The 19,848-nt window shown below is 44.5% G+C and carries 19 protein-coding genes and 1 pseudogene; 13 read left to right on the forward strand and 7 right to left on the reverse strand.

The features are described from left to right. Nucleotide 1: 1 nt before the first annotated feature. From ACFVS2_RS18505 to ACFVS2_RS18545, 9 genes and pseudogenes are all read left to right on the forward strand, one after another. On the forward strand, nucleotides 2-2,326 hold the full coding sequence (locus ACFVS2_RS18505) for an ABC transporter permease (RefSeq protein WP_390236894.1): 2,325 nt from the start codon (nucleotides 2-4) through the stop codon (nucleotides 2,324-2,326). Between the two features lie 102 nt (nucleotides 2,327-2,428). Continuing rightward, the gene (locus ACFVS2_RS18510; RefSeq protein WP_007721609.1) at nucleotides 2,429-2,821 is read left to right on the forward strand and encodes a DUF1259 domain-containing protein; all 393 of its coding nucleotides are present in this window, start codon (nucleotides 2,429-2,431) and stop codon (nucleotides 2,819-2,821) included. Nucleotides 2,822-2,969: 148 nt separating this feature from the next. Then, nucleotides 2,970-3,770 (forward strand): TatD family hydrolase, encoded by an 801-nt coding sequence (locus ACFVS2_RS18515; protein ID WP_390236372.1) that lies wholly within the window; start codon nucleotides 2,970-2,972, stop codon nucleotides 3,768-3,770. Between the two features lie 152 nt (nucleotides 3,771-3,922). Beyond that, complete coding sequence (locus ACFVS2_RS18520; RefSeq protein WP_390236375.1) at nucleotides 3,923-4,504, forward strand: hypothetical protein; 582 nt, start codon at nucleotides 3,923-3,925, stop codon at nucleotides 4,502-4,504. A gap of 128 nt (nucleotides 4,505-4,632) precedes the next feature. Then, nucleotides 4,633-5,280, forward strand: coding sequence for a response regulator transcription factor (locus tag ACFVS2_RS18525; RefSeq protein WP_390236378.1), 648 nt, complete (start codon nucleotides 4,633-4,635; stop codon nucleotides 5,278-5,280). Between the two features lie 120 nt (nucleotides 5,281-5,400). Further along, a complete protein-coding gene (locus ACFVS2_RS18530; RefSeq protein ID WP_390236381.1) occupies nucleotides 5,401-6,186 on the forward strand; it encodes a hypothetical protein in 786 nt (261 codons plus the stop codon). Nucleotides 6,187-6,279: 93 nt separating this feature from the next. Next, the gene (locus ACFVS2_RS18535) at nucleotides 6,280-7,677 is read left to right on the forward strand and encodes a sensor histidine kinase (RefSeq protein ID WP_390236384.1); all 1,398 of its coding nucleotides are present in this window, start codon (nucleotides 6,280-6,282) and stop codon (nucleotides 7,675-7,677) included. Between the two features lie 119 nt (nucleotides 7,678-7,796). Beyond that, nucleotides 7,797-8,326 (forward strand): annotated as a pseudogene (locus ACFVS2_RS18540) (RNA polymerase sigma factor). Next, nucleotides 8,313-9,392, forward strand: a complete 1,080-nt coding sequence (locus tag ACFVS2_RS18545) for a hypothetical protein (RefSeq protein WP_390236386.1) — start codon at nucleotides 8,313-8,315, stop codon at nucleotides 9,390-9,392. Before ACFVS2_RS18540 ends, ACFVS2_RS18545 begins: the two are co-directional and overlap by 14 nt. 58 nt (nucleotides 9,393-9,450) lie before the next feature. Here the strand turns inward: ACFVS2_RS18545 and ACFVS2_RS18550 are convergent, their stop codons facing one another. Further along, nucleotides 9,451-9,912: a GNAT family N-acetyltransferase gene (locus ACFVS2_RS18550; protein ID WP_390236389.1), complete on the reverse strand. Its 462-nt coding sequence runs from the start codon at nucleotides 9,910-9,912 to the stop codon at nucleotides 9,451-9,453. 91 nt (nucleotides 9,913-10,003) lie between these two features. Next, nucleotides 10,004-10,747, reverse strand: coding sequence for a suppressor of fused domain protein (locus ACFVS2_RS18555; RefSeq protein ID WP_390236392.1), 744 nt, complete (start codon nucleotides 10,745-10,747; stop codon nucleotides 10,004-10,006). A 398-nt stretch (nucleotides 10,748-11,145) separates the two neighbouring features. Between ACFVS2_RS18555 and ACFVS2_RS18560 the strand changes: the two genes are divergently transcribed. Continuing rightward, on the forward strand, nucleotides 11,146-11,937 hold the full coding sequence (locus tag ACFVS2_RS18560; protein WP_390236394.1) for an aminoglycoside adenylyltransferase domain-containing protein: 792 nt from the start codon (nucleotides 11,146-11,148) through the stop codon (nucleotides 11,935-11,937). A gap of 118 nt (nucleotides 11,938-12,055) precedes the next feature. Beyond that, nucleotides 12,056-12,628, forward strand: a complete 573-nt coding sequence (locus ACFVS2_RS18565; RefSeq protein WP_390236397.1) for a hypothetical protein — start codon at nucleotides 12,056-12,058, stop codon at nucleotides 12,626-12,628. 40 nt (nucleotides 12,629-12,668) lie between these two features. Here ACFVS2_RS18565 and ACFVS2_RS18570 read toward each other — a convergent pair whose 3' ends face one another. Then, complete coding sequence (locus ACFVS2_RS18570) at nucleotides 12,669-13,625, reverse strand: helix-turn-helix transcriptional regulator (protein WP_390236399.1); 957 nt, start codon at nucleotides 13,623-13,625, stop codon at nucleotides 12,669-12,671. 115 nt (nucleotides 13,626-13,740) lie between these two features. On the opposite strand from ACFVS2_RS18570, the gene ACFVS2_RS18575 reads away from it, so the two are divergent. Beyond that, nucleotides 13,741-14,679 carry a Gfo/Idh/MocA family protein gene (locus tag ACFVS2_RS18575; RefSeq protein WP_390236402.1) on the forward strand — a complete coding sequence of 313 codons (939 nt, stop codon included), beginning with the start codon at nucleotides 13,741-13,743 and terminating at the stop codon, nucleotides 14,677-14,679. A gap of 202 nt (nucleotides 14,680-14,881) precedes the next feature. After that, nucleotides 14,882-15,214, forward strand: a complete 333-nt coding sequence (locus ACFVS2_RS18580) for a hypothetical protein (RefSeq protein ID WP_390236405.1) — start codon at nucleotides 14,882-14,884, stop codon at nucleotides 15,212-15,214. A gap of 282 nt (nucleotides 15,215-15,496) precedes the next feature. Here ACFVS2_RS18580 and ACFVS2_RS18585 read toward each other — a convergent pair whose 3' ends face one another. The 4 genes from ACFVS2_RS18585 to ACFVS2_RS18600 form a co-directional block, all read right to left on the reverse strand. Further along, entirely contained in the window at nucleotides 15,497-16,222 is a 726-nt protein-coding gene (locus ACFVS2_RS18585) for a DsbA family oxidoreductase (RefSeq protein ID WP_390236408.1), read from the reverse strand. A gap of 135 nt (nucleotides 16,223-16,357) precedes the next feature. Beyond that, nucleotides 16,358-16,999, reverse strand: a complete 642-nt coding sequence (locus tag ACFVS2_RS18590; protein ID WP_017250075.1) for an ABC transporter ATP-binding protein — start codon at nucleotides 16,997-16,999, stop codon at nucleotides 16,358-16,360. Next, a complete protein-coding gene (locus ACFVS2_RS18595; RefSeq protein WP_390236412.1) occupies nucleotides 16,996-18,651 on the reverse strand; it encodes an ABC transporter permease in 1,656 nt (551 codons plus the stop codon). Before ACFVS2_RS18595 ends, ACFVS2_RS18590 begins: the two co-directional genes overlap by 4 nt. Nucleotides 18,652-18,653: 2 nt before the next feature. Next, a complete protein-coding gene (locus ACFVS2_RS18600) occupies nucleotides 18,654-19,742 on the reverse strand; it encodes a Fe(3+) ABC transporter substrate-binding protein (protein WP_390236415.1) in 1,089 nt (362 codons plus the stop codon). Between the last annotated feature and the right edge of the window lie 106 nt (nucleotides 19,743-19,848).

Below are 19,848 nucleotides of genomic sequence, written 5' to 3' on the forward strand. Positions count from 1 at the left end.
GATGAAATTATTTTTAAAATTAGTAAGGGATATCAAGCAATCGATCGGGCAATTTATCGCCTTTGTTTTGGTTATCGCAGTAGGAGCCTTTTTCTATGGGGGGCTAGTCACTTATAGCAATAATCTTAGTTCTTATACAGAAGGTTATTTTCAAGAACATAACTTAAGCGACCTGCATGTATTTTACAATCAACTTTCCATAAATGATGTCGCTGTTTTAAGTGAAATAGAAGGCATTAAAAAAGTGGAAGGACGCTATACCTTTGATGCCACGCAAGCCTTTGAAGATGAAAAAGCTTCTTTGAAAATTCATTCCATCCCAGTCAGAAACGAAATAAACACGATTGCTATAATTGAGGGCAGAATCCCGTCAAAAAAGAATGAGCTATTATTAGATTCTCGATATGCAAAAGAACATCTTTTTCAAGTCGGCGATGAAATCAGTATTAACGCGAATGAAAGAAATTTTATGTTTACCATTAGCGGCTTGGGTGAGAATGTCGAACATGCAAAAAAGAACGAAATACAAGACCATAAAACCTACGGAGTCGCTTATATTGCCGAAGAGACAATCTCTGAAATCTTAGGTGGTCTTTCCTATAATGAAATCATGATCGATGCTACAGAAGGATACGATATTGATAAATTGGGTCAATCCATTGAAGCACAATCCAAACACCTTTCTTATGTAAACCAAGTAAGTAAAGAACGGACTTTCAGCTATTCGAAAATATATGAAACGATCCAGAATAACAAATTGATGAGTATGGTTATCCCTTTCGTTCTCTTTTTGATTGTAGCCATTATCCTGTTTCTTACCATGTCGAGAATGATTGACTCTCAAAGAAACCAAGTAGGGATTATGAAGGCTTTAGGTGTCAAAAACAGAAATATCATGCTTCATTACATGGGATACCCTGTGCTGGCAGGTATCATAGGTTCAATCATCGGTTGTGTTATTGCCGCTCTCGTATTTGTTCCATTCGTAACTGCATCGAGTGCAAGAGCCTACTCTCTGCCCGGCATTACATACTCCCTTTCTTTTTATTCTTTCATTCCTCCCATTATTTTCTCCAGTGCTTTTGGAATCCTAGCGTGTTACTTAAGTGGTAGAACCCTATTAAAAGAACGTGCGGCTCAGGCTATGCGTCCTAAATCGCCAAAGAAGATGAAAACGCTATTGATAGAAAGAATTCCGGGTATTTGGAGTCATATTTCCTATAGCTACAAGCTCATTTTAAGAAATATTTTCCTAAATAAACAAAAAGCTTTAGCGAGCTCAATTGGTGTTGTTGTAAGTACGGTCTTATTGATAACTGCTTTTGGCACTCAATCTGCCTTGCAAAAAGTAGCTAGCCAAATTGAAGATGTCTATACGTATGATTTACGAGTAGATTATACGATGGGGACATCTACTGATACGGTAAAGCTCCCCTCCGGTATGAAAAATCATTATTATCTATCCACCTTTCCTGTTGAATTCATAAAAGGTGATGAAAAAGATAATGCCACTCTCGTAGTTACTGAAAAAGAAAACACTCTCATCCATTTCTTTGACGAAAATGAAAATCGGATCACTTTAGATCATAATGGTGTGCTGGTACCAAAATCCTATGCCGACAAATATCATATTTCAGTAGGAGATATCATCCAAATTACGTTCAAAGCACCAGAGCTTAAAAATAAATCTGTAGAAATGAAGGTTTTACATATATCTACGCAGTATTCGAATCCTTCGTTTTATATCACACCAGACTATTTAAAGAGCTTTGGCATAGACTACAGCCCAACCTCGCTTTTCGTTCAAGCAAATAGCTCTGTAAATCTTAGTAGCGTTCGTAACTTCTTTGAACAAGATCCTCATGTAGAAACGATTGCAGATAGAAATGATCTAAAGAAAACCGCTGAGTATATTTTGAAACAAAACAATTTTGTATTTATCATGTTTATTGTTTGCGCCGTCATCCTCTCTTTTGGCGCGATATACACAATCTCTTCCATCAACATTTATGAAAGGAATCGCGAGCTTGCAACACTTAAGGTACTAGGCTATCAAAAACATAAAATAAACAGACTTATCTTTTTTGAAAACATGATACTAACAACATTTGCGATCCTTGTAGCTTTACCGATAAGCGGTTACGTTTATTCCATGATTGTCAAGGCACTGTCTAGTACCCATCAACAAATCCCGGATCAATTAACTTTTCCTATCCTATTGGTTTCTGTTATTCTTGCCTACTTGCTTACGATTCTGTCCAACTTACTACTTCGGAGAAAAGTAACCAACATAAATATGATTGAGTCTTTAAAAAGTGTAGAATGAGCTGAGCTGTTTCATCCCCATCCCCCAGCAGAATAGGTCATCATCCGTTTCCATCCCTTACCTGTCTTCATACGATAAACAAAAACAGGGAGGAAACGAGGAATGCCCAAAAAAGTCTCGCTTTGTGAGCAGTTCTCCAGAATTATCAGGGGGCAATTTGGCTTTGCTGGCGGAAAATGCGTCTCGACCATCAATCGAAATCAAATAAAAGCGATCATTTTGGGGAAAAGATTTCGCGTTACGTCTTCTTTTTCATTTGAATCCTTGAATCCAAAAACGGGTAAGGCCCTTTGTTTAGGGAGAGCTGCGTTCTTACAGAAAGAAGTCAATCCATTCATTACAGCCATTCGGAACCAAGGCATAAAAGTCTCGTCTGTCCGTAATGAATGGTTATTCGATCGTCCCCGCTTGATATATGTAAATATTGAAGCAGTTGATAAACCTCTTGCTTTCGCAAGGAAAGTAAGGCGAGCATTAGATGCCATTCCTTCATGAGAATAGAAAGAAACGAGTCCTCTCTGTCACCGCAGAGAGTTTTTTTCGTCTCTAGAACATAACAACTCGATCCGCTATAATAAAAAACAACCAAAAATAGGAATTGCAGTGAAAATTAGTACGTACGCATACCTCTTACTAGGAAGGATTGATTCTCTTGGATATACAGATCATCGATATAGGCGTTAACCTGATGCACCGCTCCTTTCACCAAGATCGCGATGAGGTCGTTGCCAGAGCAGAAAAACAAGGAATTTACCCGTTAATTTTGACAGGGACAAGCTTGAGAAACAGTATGGATGCCTCACGATATGCGAGTCGCTCCAAAGGAAAGCTGTACACTACGGCAGGGATTCATCCTCACGATGCAAAAAGCTGTGATGAATCGACGATCAAGAAATTAAGAGAACTGGCGTCTCTTCCCCATGTGGTAGCGATTGGAGAGTGCGGGCTGGATTATAATCGTGACTTCTCCCCGCGTGATATTCAAAGAAAGTGGTTCATTGAACAAATTTCCCTGGCCACAGAACTTCAACTACCGTTGTTTTTGCATGAACGCGATGCTCACCTTGATTTTGTCTCGATTCTTAAAGAGCATCGTCAAAAAATTAATCGTGGGGTTGTACACTGTTTTACCGGAACCTCCAAGGAATTGGAAACCTATTTAGAAATGGACTTCCATATCGGGATTACGGGATGGATTTGTGATGAACGACGTGGGAAGCATCTTCGGGAGCTTGTCAAAAAGATTCCCTTGAATCGTTTGATGATTGAAACGGATGCGCCATTTTTAACCCCTCGTGATTTGAAAGAAAAGCCTGTAGATGGTCGGAATGAGCCAATGTATCTGAGACATATACTGCACGCAGTCGCACAATGCATGGGTTTGAGCGCTGAGGAAGTGGCAAGCGCTACTACCAAGACTGCGAAAGAATTTTTTAATGTATAGGTAGTTTTCGCAAGAGGGACTCGTGCCCTCTTTTTCATTTTGTGACAAGACTAATGAATATAGAGCATTTCACAAAAACGTCGCTTTACGATTGTTAAAAATAGATTTAAATTACAAATAATGGATGAAAATAAAAGAAAGGTGGTTTGTTTATGCTTAAAAAAAGCATGGCTTCAAGTCTATGTCTTTTCTTAGTTGTCCTGACTTTCACACTTCCTACTCAGGCTGCAGAACCAGCGCTTTCGAAATCGTCCGAACAAAATATTTCATCTCATGCATCAGTACAATCCCTATCAGCGAACTCTTCTTATGGAGCAAAAATGTGGATCAAGAACAATCAACTGGTCCCACAAGGCTGGGTAATTACAGACAGTACTAGTACTCAATTCGAAATTACATGCGTGATTGGGGCTACCTACAGATCGACACTCTGGATCAAGTACAACCAACGAATTCCGGATGGATGGGCTGTTATAGATGGCAGTGGTACTTCCCTTCAAATGATTTATACGGGAGGAGCTGGATACGGAGATAAACTGTGGGTGCGGAACAATCAAATCATGCCACAAGGATGGGTCATTACAGATAGTACGACGGAAAAATTTGAAATTACGAGTATTCAAAGAGCTCCAAAGGGAGCGAAACTATGGATCAGGTATAATCAACAGATTCCAGCAGGCTGGGTTGTTACCGATCGCTTTAACACACAAATTCAAATCACTTTTATGGGCTAGAGACCGCTACTAGAGTGGGACGCGACTAATCTGCGTCCCGCTTTTTCATTGCGGCTGTTTTTTGACTCATCTATTTTTTTACAACTCGATTACATCCCCATGCTATGCTTTACGGGAGGTGATCCAAAGTGGCAACCATCCTAATTGTCGAGGATGAGATCCCAATCAATGAGCTCATCAAAAGAAACCTGCAAGCAGTGGGACATAGATGTATTTCGGTAATGGACGGAAAAGCGGCACTGGAGGAGATGGGCAAGCACGAGATGGATCTCGTTGTGCTAGACATTATGCTGCCAGAGATTGATGGATATGAGGTTTTTCGCCAAATTCGTGGGACGCCCACTATTTTTTTGACAGCGAAAAGCAGCTTGACGGACAAGGTAAAGGGCCTGACTCTCGGCGCAGATGACTACTTGGTGAAGCCGTTCGAGATGCTGGAACTGCTAGCGCGCGTAGATGCGGTGTTGCGACGAACGAAGAAAACAAGCAAGACGTTTGAACTGGATGGGGTCAGAATCGATTTCGAGAGCAGACAGTTGTTTCTCCATGATCATCCGGTAGATTACACCCCCAAGGAATTCGATTTGCTGGAAGTGCTCGTGAACAATCGCAATATCGCCCTCTCTCGGGAAAAGCTGCTGGAGCTCGCGTGGGGCTATGACTATGTCGGGGATACACGAACAGTGGATGTTCATATTCAAAAGCTGCGAAAAAAGCTGGACATGGAATCCCGAATTAAGACGGTCTATAAAATGGGGTATCGTCTTGAGGTCTAGATTAGCGAAAGAGTAGCGAAAAACTATTACAACTCGCTAACAACTCCATGACGATTCGATAATTCCTCCCTCTTATACTTCTAACTGTGATCACAACCAAATAATGAAGGAGAGGTTCATATGAAAGTCAAACAAACCATTTTGGCAGCCACCGCAATTATCGGCACCAGCACATTGCTGTTTCAAGGATTCGTACAGGTCGTAACAGCTTCGGATTTCAACAAAACGAATACGATCCCTACCAGCTATGCGAATTATGCAGTTACTTCCTCCCAAACGCCACAAAACAGTTTGCCGCCCGGATACAAAAAAGCGAATTATACCGTGAAAGCCATGAACAACCAAATGCCAACGAGTAAAGACCTTACAAAAGAAGCGGCGGCGGAAATCGGAGCGAAAGCCCTTTGGGGGATGTATGCCCTGAGCCTAGAAGGGAAGGTGGTAGAAATGAGATACCAACAGCCACGTGAAGACCTTCCTCGCGCACAGTGGTACGGTGAAGTAAAAATCAATGACAAGCTCAATTATTACTTCATGATCGACGCTGTTACCGGAGAACTTTTCAACATCTTCCGTGAGAGAACGTTCATAGAAAAAGAGACCTATGATGAGGAACTTGCGAAAAATCCGCAGGAGTATGTGGACCTAGCCAAAAAGGCAGCAGAAAAGTTCAATATTGTCCACGGTCCAGTCAAGTCCGCTGTATACAAAATCCAAAGCATGGTCGAGAACAATGACCCCATCATATCGATGGAGATCACAGGCGAGAACGGTGAAATCGCCACTGTGTATATAGCGCGCAGAGATAAAGAGTTCATCGGCGCCACCTATTATGCTAAAGAGAAGCACAAGGACCACCCCAACGCAAAAGTATCCTATCCTGAGATCGCCGAGCCCAAAAAATAAGGGAGCCTTTTCAGCCGCCACACCGTGCTGGCGGCTTTTTCCCATGAGTTGCGAACTCTCTCATGAAACCAGAGGTGAAACGAAAGGAAATCTATGAAATACCGGACCTTTTTAACAACCCTTGCCCTTTTTTTGTTTTCATTCAACCTAGGGATCGTCATTATATCGATCACGACCTTCAAAGACACAATCCATCGTGCACAAGAAAGAAGCTTGGGTGAGCATTATTTCATCACCTCCGCGCTCCTCCAAGATTTTCATGCGGTAGAAGGCCGCGGAACGGATATCGACAGCTCCATCCCATCTCTGCTCCAGCCTTACAGCTATCTTGCCGGGGATCAAAACGTGACATTGGTACTTTTTAAAGACAAGGAACTGATCTATTCAAATTCGTCTGTCTTATCGGTCCCAAACGGGTCTCCTGAGCTGCCGGGAGACGGCAGCAGACTCGTTTCTATGCAAGAATCAGGCGACCGCGCCTCGGTCCTCGTTTCAGGAAAGCTGCCTTCTCCCTATGATTTATATACAATGGTTTACCAATACGACATAACAGATGGAATTGCTGCCTGGAGGCAAATGAAAAACATGCTGTTTTTCGCGGGCTTGATGGTTTCTGCTTTGTTTGCTTTTGGTCTTCATATATTGCTGTCTAAACTATTTAGACCACTCTCGCAAATTTCACAAACATCCCGTCAAATCGCGGCTGGTGCGTATGATACCCGGCTTCCTGTGTCTGGACAAGACGAGCTGACCGAAATGGCGCAAAGCTTTAATCATATGGCAAAGGAAATTCAGAATCAAATTCAGCAATTAGGGACAGCCGCGCAGCAGAAGCAGCAATTTATCGATAACTTTGCACATGAGCTCCGCACACCGCTCACGACTATTTACGGCTATGCAGAATACATACAAAAGGTGGCTCGCACAGAAGACGACAAGCTATTTGCCACAACCTACATCATGTCGGAAAGCCGCAGACTTCAACAGATTGCGTATCGTTTACTGGATTTGGCAACCCTTCGTGAAAACAAGATCGAGCGAACGACTGTACAAATAAAGCAGCTGTTTCTTGGCGTCGAGCAAGCTCTGTCTCTGATGGCAGCAGAACAAAACGTTCGGATTACTTCGGAATGTCACTTTGATTCGTTGGAGTGTGATCCTGATTTCATGCATATATTGCTCGTCAATTTCGTAGATAACGCGTTGAAGGCTTGTGGTACTGGTGGACAAATCAAGATGGCTGCTTTTCTGGATCATGGACAAAAAGGAATAATGGTCCAAGATAATGGAAAAGGAATGTCAGCAGAACATCTCGTCCACATAACAGAGGCATTCTATCGCGTAGATCCCTCCCGCACTCGAAATGGCGGCGGGGCGGGATTAGGCTTGACGCTTTGCAAACAGATTGCTGATTGCCATGGGGCAGAACTGAGCTTTTCCTCTGAACCGGGTAAAGGGACACGAGCCAAACTGATCTTCCCCGCCTACTAGATCTATACGAGAGAACAAAGACACCTGACTGATTATCCAGGGTGTCTCATTTTTTTCATGAAAGTGAAAGATTGTCAGCAGCTACTCCGTCTATACAGTGACAAGGAGGTGGAACACTAGTGGAGGATCATACTGGCGCACGAATTGAGCAATGGTTTCACTCATACAGCCAGGATGTATATCGCTTTCTCGTCTATTACACGGGACGAACCGATATCGACGATCTTGTTCAAGAGACCTTTATTCGTGCCCTCAAAGCTATGCAGGGAACAGAGGTTGAGAATCCCAAAACGTGGCTGTTTGCCATAGCACGAAACGTAGCAATTGATGAAAAACGCAAGACAAAGCTAATCAGCTGGTTACCGGATATCTTCTTGCAGCATCTCGTTTCGCACGACAAAACACCGGAAGAGTCGCTGATGTTAAGTGAAAACAAGCGTCTGCTCTTTGAAATGATCAATCAGTTAAAGGTTTCTTATCGGGACGTGTTGTACTCAGAGGGATCAAGGGATTATCGAGCAAGGAGACTGCGGAGGTTTTGGGATGGACGGAAGCCAAGGTCAATCTTACTTTGCACAGAGCAATAAAAGCGATTCAAAACAAAATGCATGTTTCGATTGCGGAGGTGATGAACGATGCCATTATGTGATGAACAGATCATTCTGGAAGAATTGAATCAATTCCCCGAGCAAATCCTTTCCCGAGAACGAAGCCAAGCAATATTAAAGGGTGTACGAGAAGAAGGAGATAGACTTCAAAAAGTGAACAAACGAAGAATGTACTATGGATGGATGGCAAAAGGACTGATCACCTGCGGCCTGTTGCTCGGTTTTTTCTGGATGAAACCATTTTCTGCACCAGCAGAATCAACGAGCAGTGCAGCAGCCTTGACTCCTGAAGAACAAACGTATTTTGCTGCTGCTCAAAAAGCCATACAAGATGCGAGTGGCATTCAAAAGACCTTCCCATTTAGAGAGATTGAGAAAGACGCAGACTCCTATAATGTACAGGCAAAGGATCAAGAATCCAGAGAAGCTATCGTAACTTTTAAGCCTGGTACCACAGAGGTTCTTACCGTTTTCGCGAAGTTTGCGATCAACGAATTACCAAAGCCCTATCATAAATATGTAGAGACTGCACGAGAAGCATTTAAGGATACGAAACAACAGGTTACCTTCCAAAGTACCGGTTTTTTCAAAAGTGAGAATCAGGCGTATTTTTCCTTTTGGACAGAAGACAAACAGTACGTCAGTGTCGATTTCCCAACAAATAAAGTGTCTGGTTTCACATTGAATTACAACCTAGAAGACGTCGATCAAAAAATCATCTCCATCGCGCAAACAGCCTTGATGCGTTTATCCAATGAAAAAAATCTTTCCTTTACCCAAGCCCAAAAACGTTCAGACGAAAGTGAAGAGAAATGGTTGCTCATTAATAAACAAAAGAAATATGAGGTAATGATCGGAGCAAATACAGGTCAAGTGTATGAAGTGAGCCATGGAACAGATAACTATAAAATCAAAACACTAAATGAGGTCATTCCTGTAACCAAGCCACTTATTCAAGACATTTTTGGCATTGATATCTCTGGGTATACAGCTTACGGCGGCCGGGACTGGGGCGGCTATATTTTGAGAAATCCAGGGAAACCAAGTTTCTCCATACAACTTGGTAATTTGGATGTTGGTGATATTAATCGAATTGAAATCGAATAAGGAGCAACGGGTTCTATATTCGTATATGGAACCCGTTTTCCTTTTCCAGCGTACTTCGTTAGTCGATCGACAGCTTCATTTTCAGCCCCTCATGCGTCGCTTTAAAACCTAATCGTTCATAAAAGCGCAACGCATCTTCTCGTTGTTTATCTGTCGTTAGCTGAAAAAGATGGCAGCCTCTCTCTTTGGCCCGTGCAATCGCCCATTCGATTAACTTGCTCCCAACTCCTTGACCCCTTTCCGTAGATGCAGTCCGAACCCCCTCAATCGTCGCTCTCCAGCTACCTTGATGTGTCAGATAAGGAGTAAACGTAATCTGTAGCACACCAATAATGTCCTCATCACGGCACGCCACAATCAATTCATTATTGGGGTCTGCATCAATGGATTCAAACGCTTTTATGTAGCTTTCGGGTAGCGGGGTTTCGTAACGCTCTCTCGTCTTACCTAATTCATCATCCGCAAGCATTTGCACAATTCTATTCAGATCTTTTGCTGTTGCGACTCGAAAATGAATCATCGTTTGCCTCCAATTGAATTTGTTGCGCGATTATTCTAACATCTTACAAGAAAACCCCTTTAGCTAAAAGGGGTGGGGAATTCGTCTATTTTTACTTGCAGGTGTTTCTTCTATTCGGATTCAAAATCAGCGCATCATCGTCCAGCTCAAACAATTTATCCAACAGCGCATCTAAGCCATGCTCCAATTTATATTCCATCTCTTCTTTATACAAAGGAATCAAGAAATAGGCATGAACCTTGTTCCCATCCTTGGTGGGAATGACGCTGATTTCTTCGGATAGCTGAAACAGAACGACTCCATTTAAGCCCGTGCCATCCGCATACGGTTCATAGTCCTCATAATTCGGTATCGTATGTCCGTATCCCAACCAGGTATTGTACTGGTGAGGAAAACGAGCCATTTGCTTTATCAGCCTGATCGGCCAGTAGTTGTTTTCATCCTGTAGCGATTCTTGTGTCAGCTCCCAGGAAGCCGGCAAAAATATCATCATTTCTGCTCGATCGAAATTCTCTTCCATCTGCTCCTGTATTTCATCCGGGATCGTCATCGGTAAATCACTCATCCCAGTCGTATACAGAACCCAAAATGGTTCTTCTTCTGTAGGACTCATTACATTCACATCAATATGTATCATATCGGAAATAATTTCGTGAAAAACACTGCTTTCTCTTCCCGCAAATACCGTTTCAAAGTGGGCAACAATTTCTTCTACATATTCCATGGGAGCTGGGGGTTCATAATCAGCTTGTTCGTTATATGTGTAAATCGTAGTGCCGTCCTTTGACTTTTCTCCGTTGTTCGTACCGCCGAATAGCTTCTTGAAAAAATTCATCGTAAATCCTCACCTTCTCATCATTTAGACGCTGGGTCCTCTCTATTGTATCGGCATGAGATACACCCAACATTTACCTTATCTTTGTAATTCTTGCAAGAGGAGTGCTAAGCATCCTTCAGTGTAATAGCAAAAGAGGGAAGCCCCTTTAGCGCTCCCTCTTTCCGTCTTTCTTATTTCAATTCTGTATAGTACCGGACCTCTTCTTTATTAATCTGGAATCGAACCGATTTACGTAGATCGAATGCTTATTTGCTGGTGAACGATCAGGAGGAATTCATCTTGCGAGAAAATCAAAAACCAAGTAAACTTTACCTCATTTACTGTAGGTATGAAAATTATGGAAATGATCAATTTCACAGGTGTCTTCGAAAAAGTTGAGGAGAAGGAGTTACCTTATGGACACGAGAATCCCAGAAAGTGTTAGACTTTTCTTACACGACTACACGCAACGACTCATGTTAGAACTGCCTGAAGTCATCTCCGGTGTGTATTTGTATGGTTCTATTGCGCTGTCAGGCTTCGAGGAAGATAACAGCGATATTGATTTTGTAACACTTTTACATAGAGGGTTAACGAATACAGAAATAGAAACGCTCAAAAACATTCATCATGCTCTCCAAAACGCCAACCCATTAGCCAAAAGAATGGATGGCATGTATATCAAGCTGGATGACATCGGAAAAACCAATCCATTCCTGGAGCCTTATCCTTATGTTGACAGTGGGACATTCAAATCATCTGGCCACTATGATGTCAATCATGTGACGTGGTGGATCCTCAAGCAACAGGGCATTGCCGTTATGGGGAAAAGTGTTGAAGCATTACACATCCCTACCCAGTGGTTTGATGTCGGGGAAACGATGAAATACAATGTACATGATTATTGGTCGCCGAAAGGAAAAAGCATGGTGAAATTCATGCTCGATGAGTGGGTAGAATTCGCCGTTTTCACCTTATGCCGCATCTATTACGCGCTCATCCATGAGAGCATTATTCCGAAGAGAAAAGCCGTAGAACAGGCTTTGCAAGAACTTCCCAGTGAATGGCATCTTTTACTGAAAGAATCCTTGCGAATACGATACCAATCAAACGAACCATCTTTATTTTCGAACAGAATTAAGCGGGCAAAGGAAACTCAGAGATTTATACACTATATTTGCGAGCTGTCGCCTAGTAAGACGGAATAACACCCCTCAAAGTAATGGCGCACAGATCATCGCAAGACACCACCTTGGACCAAAGAAAGCGTACAGCGAGCCGAAGCTCTCCGACAAAGCCGCTTTGCGTAAGGAAGGAGATTTACTTATGAAGATCATGGAGCATTTGCACCTTGAGCATTTTAGACAAATGGAACAACTCGAGCTTCAATATTATGATGCTGAATTTATTACACCTTATGAAGAGAGCTACAATTGGTATTTGTTTCGTCCCGATTCGGTCGTTGCGATCGAAGAGAATGAGCGCATCATCGCTTTTATGAACCTACTTCCCGTCAAGCCGCATATCTACCTGCAAATCGCGCAAGGGACGTTTAAAGACAGCCTGATGACGACTGCGGATATCGAAGATTTAACTACTTCTCCCGAGCAAGTCTATTATTTTCTGTCCTGTGTCGTTGTCGATCAATCTTATCGGAAAAGCCCTGCCTTGCGCATGATGCTGCATCATTATCTCGATGTGCTGGCTCATGTTGAGCAAAGTGGCTGCCGCATCCAATCGATCATCATGGATAATATCACAGAAGCAGGCAATCGGTTCGCTCAGCGCCTTTGCATGAAGCATGTCTGTATAAGCGACCACGACTCTCATATACATGCCTCGGACTATGAAAGCTTCAAACAGCATGTGCATGCGAGTTATCCCATGCCTTCCCGCTAAAGGCTTCGCATCGACTTGGTGCGAAGCCTTTTGGCGTATGCTACGTATAGAGTGCCATCCATTCTCGCAGTCTCTCTTTTGCAAAAGCTCTTAATTCCGCTGGCTCCACTACCTCCATATGTCCGATCCTATCCAAAATATCGCGACATGCTCTTTCATAGCTGTACAAATTAACCGTCAATTGCTCGTACTCTCCCTGCTGCACAGCGGAGATCACCTCCAGCCTCTCTCGCACTGCCAGCTTTTCAGCATGCAACCTGATCACTACAGGAAAATATTCGACTCCACGACAAGCCTGCTTGAACGCCGCCTCCTGATTCGTCCAATAGCCTGCCAACGAAAAGCTCTCTGGAATCTCGAATGTCTCCTCCTGTACATGAACAGAAGGAATCCGCTCGCACTTGAATGTTCGAACCTCCTGCGCGTTTTCACAGTAAGCAACGAGATACCACTCCGTTTTTTTCACGACGAGACCGTAGGGACATACCGTGCGTGACGAGCTGCTCCCATCCATTTTGCGATAGGCAATGACGACTTTGCTTGATCGCCAAACCGCTGCCCGCAAAACCTCCAGACTCGGTATGGCTACTCTCTCTTCCCACCACGGCGTCTCATCGAAATAGAAACGCTTCTTCGCTTTCTCAATATCTGGCCGATAAGTCTGTGGCAACGTCTTTTCCAATTTGAGCAAAGCAGACGTTAATTTGTGTCCAGTCTCGGTATCCTGTCCGACATGAATCCCCATCCCGGTCAAATACAAGTGCACAACATCATCGACGTACAGCTGCTTCAGATTGACCGTATATCCTTCCATCAAGTAAATTCCACCACCTGGCCCCGAGGTTGCCGCGATCGGAATCCCTGCTTGGGACAGTGCGTCAATATCTCGATAAATCGAGCGAACAGACGTCTCCAGCGCTATAGCGAGTTCTTTTGCTTTCATTTTTCCTCTTGATTCGATCAGCAGCAAAATCGCAATCAATCGATGCAGTCTCATCTCCAACCTCCACGACAAAACGACCACTCTATTTTTCAACGCGGCCAAATTGATGACACGATGCTGTCAACAATACAAAGATATCATAGAGCTATCATTATGGGAGGGATGCAGGATGAATATCGCTGTATTAGGAACCGGCTTTGGTGCGTACCATGCACATCTGTTGAAAAAAATGGATGGTGTGGATAGAGTGGTAGTTTTCGGTCGAAATGAATCGAAGCTGCAAAAGCTACAGGAAGAGCTGCAAGTGGAGATTACAGTGCATATTGACGAGATCATGCGCGATCCTACTATCGATGTCGTGGACATTTGCTTACCTTCGCAGCTGCATCGGCAATTCGCAGTAGAAGCACTCGAAAACGGAAAGCATGTATTCTGCGAAACACCGGTTTGTTATACGCTAGACGATGCACAAGCCATGAAGCACGCAAGGGACCGCTCAGGGAAAAAGCTGTTGGTGAATCAGTTTATCAAATTTGACCCGGCGTATGCCTACCTTCGCAACGCTCAGACAGAAAACAAGTACGGACAGCTCCTCTCCCTCTCGCTCAAAAGAGAAACAGCTCCTTTATGGGGGGATCTAGGCTTGTCCTCCATTACAACCAATCTGATGATCCACGAGCTGGACTTCGTCACGTGGCTGTTCGGTCGCAACGCCAGTATGAGCGCATGGGGGGTAGAATCATCGTGTAAAAAACAGTCCATCGTCCACTCGCACTTTCATTACCCTGATACGCATGCTGAAATAGTCGCCTCCTCGCAGATGCCGATCTCGTACCCATTCACTGTCGGTTACGAGGCGTACTTTGAGAAAGCAAAGCTCGTCTTTCAGGAAGCTGACAGCCATGGTCAAACGGAATCTTTCTTATGGGAATACACATCCTCAGGCAAGAATGAGCTCGTTCTCCAACCCGTCAATCCGTATGAAGATAGCTTACGTCATGCCATTCGATGCTTTGCGGATCATACACAATCGATCATCGATGTTGATCATGCTGTCGAGTCTTTGGAGCTCGCGCTTGCACTACAGAAACAGCTTGCACGTCAGTAAAGAAACAAAACCTCCATGAAGCGTCTTTTCATGGAGGTTCGTTGCGTGTTCTTTAATCGATGGGGAGGATTTTATATAATCCATATAACACCAAATAATGAATCACATGGAAATAGGCGTGTTATGCCGACAACTTTGGGCTGCCAGGGCATATGATGACCAGTAGAAACAAGGCACTAGACTACTACGGGAGGTACCTAACATGAACTTCACATTAACTCGACTCAGTCTGACAAATGTGGATGACTCTGCTGGTGGGTGGCAATATGAAGGTGGTAAAGTATTTGAGGGAAATAACCATATAGCCAATTACGCGAGTACGAAGCGCACCGTGCATCAGGGAACTGAAGCGCAGAATACGGCAATGCTCACATTGACACTTTTCTTTTATGGTCTCGAGAATATTACTCTCCAAGGAAGTCATGACTTCAGCTCTGGCAAGCAAATTGGAAGCGTTAGCGCTGCTTCATCTCGATTTGCTAATTCTATTGGTAAACAGTTCACAGTAACAGGAACTACTCTCGTTATTCAGTGATTTCAGGGGATCGTAAATTTGTCGGGTGCCCAAAAATACTGTCTGAGCGATGCTCCGTCCTACAAGTTGCTGGATACCCAGTAAAACAGCTCCCTTTCATCGAAATCAGCACTGCTGTTGAACTGGATGAGCAACAACTCTTTCCCTCTATTACTTCTCAAAGCAACTTTTCATGAGAAAAGCCGATTCCCCTTCATTCAGGAGGATCGGCTTTTGAGATTTTACTGGTAAGGGGTACCTGTCCTTTGATAGCTAGCCACTTCACTTAGGTTTTCGTGTCGCTTATATTTTGCAGGAGCCGTCCACGCAATTGTCGCCGGATTGCTCGTCTTTTTTCTCGTCGTTCTGCACGAATTTCAGAGCAGGAGCGGCGCTTTCTTCTTCCCATACCTGATTCAATGCGCCTAAAAAGACTTCTCCTGGCTGCGCGCCAGAGACTGCATATTTGTTATTAATGACAAAGAACGGTACACCTGTGACACCCAAATCGTTGCCTCTTTGTTTGTCCTCTTGTACTTGTTCTCTGTAGTCGTCGCCTGCCAGCATGGCGAGCGTCGCTTCCTTGTCCAGACCTACCTCAGAAGCAAGCTGTGCCAGCACCTCGTGGTCACCGAGATGGAGCGATTCCGTAAAGTACGCCTTCAGCATACGCTCCTTCATTTCCTTCATTTTTCCATGGGCATGAGCAAAGTGCGTCAAGCGATGCGCATCGAATGTATTGGTCGGAATCATCGTGTCAAAATGATAGTCGAGACCGACGCCTTTTGCCATTTGGGTTACTTGGTCATTCATCCCCTTGGCCTGTGCGAGCGGAATGCTATACTTGGCTGCCAGTACTTCATGCATGTCCATATCAGTATCGCGTTCCATCTGCGGGTCGAGCTGGAAGCTGCGATATACGACCTCTACTTGATCCTTATGCGGAAATTGAGACAGCGCTCCTTCCAGACGGCGCTTTCCGATATAGCAAAACGGGCAGGCAAAATCAGACCAGATTTCAATTTTCATGTTCCATCCTCCTCTATTTGAACGGTGCTGACCAAAAGACAGCAGACCGCACACTGCAAAATTCGTCGTATGCACATTATACAACAACACACGGTACGACTATGCACTTTGGAGGCTGAAAGCTGCACTTTGCCCTTAGCGAGTCATGCGAATGATGCGATCACATATTGTTTCCGCATCTGCTTTGTCATGCGTGACCAGGATCGAAGTCATCTTGGCAGCTCGCAGCATTCGCTTCAAGTCATCGCGTATTTTCGTTTTCAACTCGGCATCCAGATTACTGAACGGCTCATCCATCAACAAGATAGCCGGTCTAGGTGCCAGCGCACGCGCAAATGCGACACGCTGCTGCTGTCCCCCGCTCAGCTCATGTGGATATCGCTTGCCGTAGCCTTCGAGCTGTACAAGCGCCAACATCTCTTTCAAACGAACCAGACGCTCTGCTTTAGATAAGCGATGCAGACCGAACAAGATGTTTTGCTCGACAGTCAAATGCGGAAACAGCGCATAATCCTGAAAAATCATGCCGATCCCGCGTTGCTCAGGCTCCACAAACTGCCCCTGATCGACCAACACTTTCCCATCGATCTGGATGCGCCCGCTCTTCGGGGACTCCAGTCCGGCTATCAAGCGAAGCAATGTACTTTTTCCACAACCACTATTCCCGAGCAGCCCGACAACTTCCCCCTGCTCCATCTGTAAGGAAAAATCCCGGATGACGCTACCGTTCCCGCTTGCATAACCAAACGTCAGGTTTTTCACTTCAAAAAAAGTCATTTTGCCTGTCTCTCTCCTAACCAGTGATAGAAAATAACGGAGACGATCCCCACTGCAATGATACAGAGCGAAGGAATCGCGGCCTGATGAATTTGTTCATCGCTTGCATATTGATACGCCTTTGTTGCCAGCGTCTCGAAGTTATAGGGACGAAGGAGCAAGGTAAGCGGCAATTCCTTCACGATTTCCATGAACACCAGAATAAAACCAGTGAGCACAGCCCCTTTGATTAATGGCAAATCCACCTTGAAAAAGGTTCGTGTCATGCTCATCCCGAGCATACGTGCCGCTTCTGAATAGCGGTTTCCCGTCTTCTCAAACCCCGCTTCGACTGCATTGAATCCGACTGCAAGGAAGCGGATGATGTAGGCAAACGTCAGCATGAACAAGGACATGCTGAGTACCAGCTTGTTTGCACCCAAACCCAGCCAGCTATAGAAGGAACTCAGTTCTTTATCTACGGACATCACCACCGCCATCACACCGATGGACAAGACTGCTCCCGGAATGGAATAGCCCATGGAAATCAAACGCGTCAGTGCCACCGCGAATATCGAGCCTCGGGAGAATCGGATGACATTCGTTACGATTACCGCGAGTAGCATCAAGATGGTGATTGAGATACAGGAGATGAATAGCGTATTGCTCAAGAGCTTCCAGAAGGTCTCGTTCAACACTTCCCCATACGTCCACGTCGCCCAGACAATCAACTGCCCAACAGGGATCACAAATGAAAACGAAACAATAACCAATCCGAAGATTACGGCAGCGTACATCGGGATTCCGCGCAATTTTCTGCGTGTGAGCGGCGTGCTCCTGTTCGTAGGCGAGCTGAATTTTTTTCTTTTACGCACGAGACGTTCGACGATAAAGATCCCGATAATCAACGTCATGAGCCAGGCGGACAAACGGATGGCCGATTCTACGTCATACATGCCAAACCACGTCTTGAAAATCGCCGCTGTAAAAGACTGAATCCCAAAATGCTTCGTCACCCCAAAATCATTGAGCACTTCAAATGCTACAAGACTCGCGCCACCCACAATAGCTGCCTGCGACATAGGCAGGACGATGCGAAAAAAGATATGCGTTTGGTTTTTTCCGAGCAATCTGGCATTTTCAATGAACACAGCACTCTGTTTTTCAAGAAAGGTTTTCGTAATCAAATAGACGTACGGGAACAAAAACAGAGTAAAAATAAAAATAGCGCCCTTCATCGACATAATGTCAAAGTAGCGTTGATCAAGCGTCAGCCCGAATGTTTCACGTAAAATCGTCTGAATGCTCCCCGTGTAGCTGAGCATGGAGCCGTACGTGTATGCTGCGATATACGGAGGAATTGCTAGCGGCAGCACGAAAGCAAATGAAAAAAAGCGACGCAATGGAAAATCGTAGGCAGCTACCAACCAGGCCAAGGTCACACCTACGATGATCGTACAGGCTCCGGTACCGAGCACGAGCCATAACGATTGCAGCGCGTAATCCAGTAGCATGTACTCTTGGATATGCTGCCAGTTTTCATTTTGTTTTTGAAAGAGTCCGAAAAAAATATAAAGAGACGGGAGAAGGGCCAAAATGGCCCCTATCACGCTCAGCGTTACCCACCCGTTCAGTTTTCGTCTCAGGCTTCTACGCAAAAGTGCTCCCGTCATGCTTATTTCCAACCTGCTTGATTCAGCAGTTCTACCGCTTTTTTGTTATACTCGCCGAGCTTAGCAAAGTCGAGCTTTTGCGTTTTGAATTCTCCCCACTCTTTCAAAAGAGCAGGCTTGTCAGCCTCTGCATTAACAGGGAACTCGTAGCTTCCGTTTGTCAGCATCGTTTGAGCCTCTTTACCTGTGACGAACTCAATCAATTTCACGGCATTGTCCTTGTTTTTCGCGTGCTTGGTCAAACCAATACCGCTGATGTTCAAGTGTGTACCTGTCGTTTCTTGGTTCGGGAAGAAAACGCCGATGTTTTGCGCGACTTTTACTTCCTCTGCATCTTTGGAGTTAAGCATTTGTCCAACATAGTAGGTGTTCATGATCGCAACGTCACCGACTTTTGCAACGACAGCTTTTGCCTGATCACGGTCTCCACCCTCAGGCTTGCGCGCGAAATTGTTTACCAGACCCTTTGCCCAATCCAATGCAGCCTGCTCGCCATTCAGCTCAATAAAAGAAGCAACGAGGGACTGGTTGTACAGGTTGGAAGAAGAGCGTACCAATACTTTGCCCTTCCATTTATCCGTAGCCAAATCTTCATACGTAGACAACTGCTCTGGCTTCACGCGATCCTTCGCATACACGATTACACGTGCACGGGTAGCCATACCGATCCATTGGTTGTCAGGATCACGCAGTTCTTTCGGTACGTTTTTCTCTACTTCAGCAGATTGAATCGGTTGCAGAACGCCATTTTGCTTCGCGTAGTTCAGAACACCACCGTCAACCGTGATGAACAAATCCGCTTCGGAGCTCTCTCCTTCACGCTTCAAGCGCTCAACCAGCTCTTCTGCTGTACCCTTCACTTCGTTTACCTTGATGCCTGTTTGCTTCGTGAATTCTGCGAACAATTTGCTATCAATATCGTAATGGCGCGCAGTAAATACGTTCACGACTTGCTCTGTGGCAGCCGGCTCCTGTGCCTTTGGCGCTTCTGTTTGCGGTTGGGCAGTATTCGCACCGTTTCCGCATGCAGCAAGTAAAGGCAACGTCAGCATCGTACTCAGCATGACCGCCAGCATCGATTTTTTTCTCATTTTGATTCTCCCTCTCTATCGCAGTGATTATTGATAATGAATATCATTGCCAATTGACAAGGCTTATTGTAACGAACAAAAATGAGAAAATGCTGTGAAAATAAAA

The sequence above is a fragment of the Brevibacillus sp. NPDC058079 genome, assembly GCF_042885155.1.
GTDB lineage: Bacteria > Bacillota > Bacilli > Brevibacillales > Brevibacillaceae > Brevibacillus.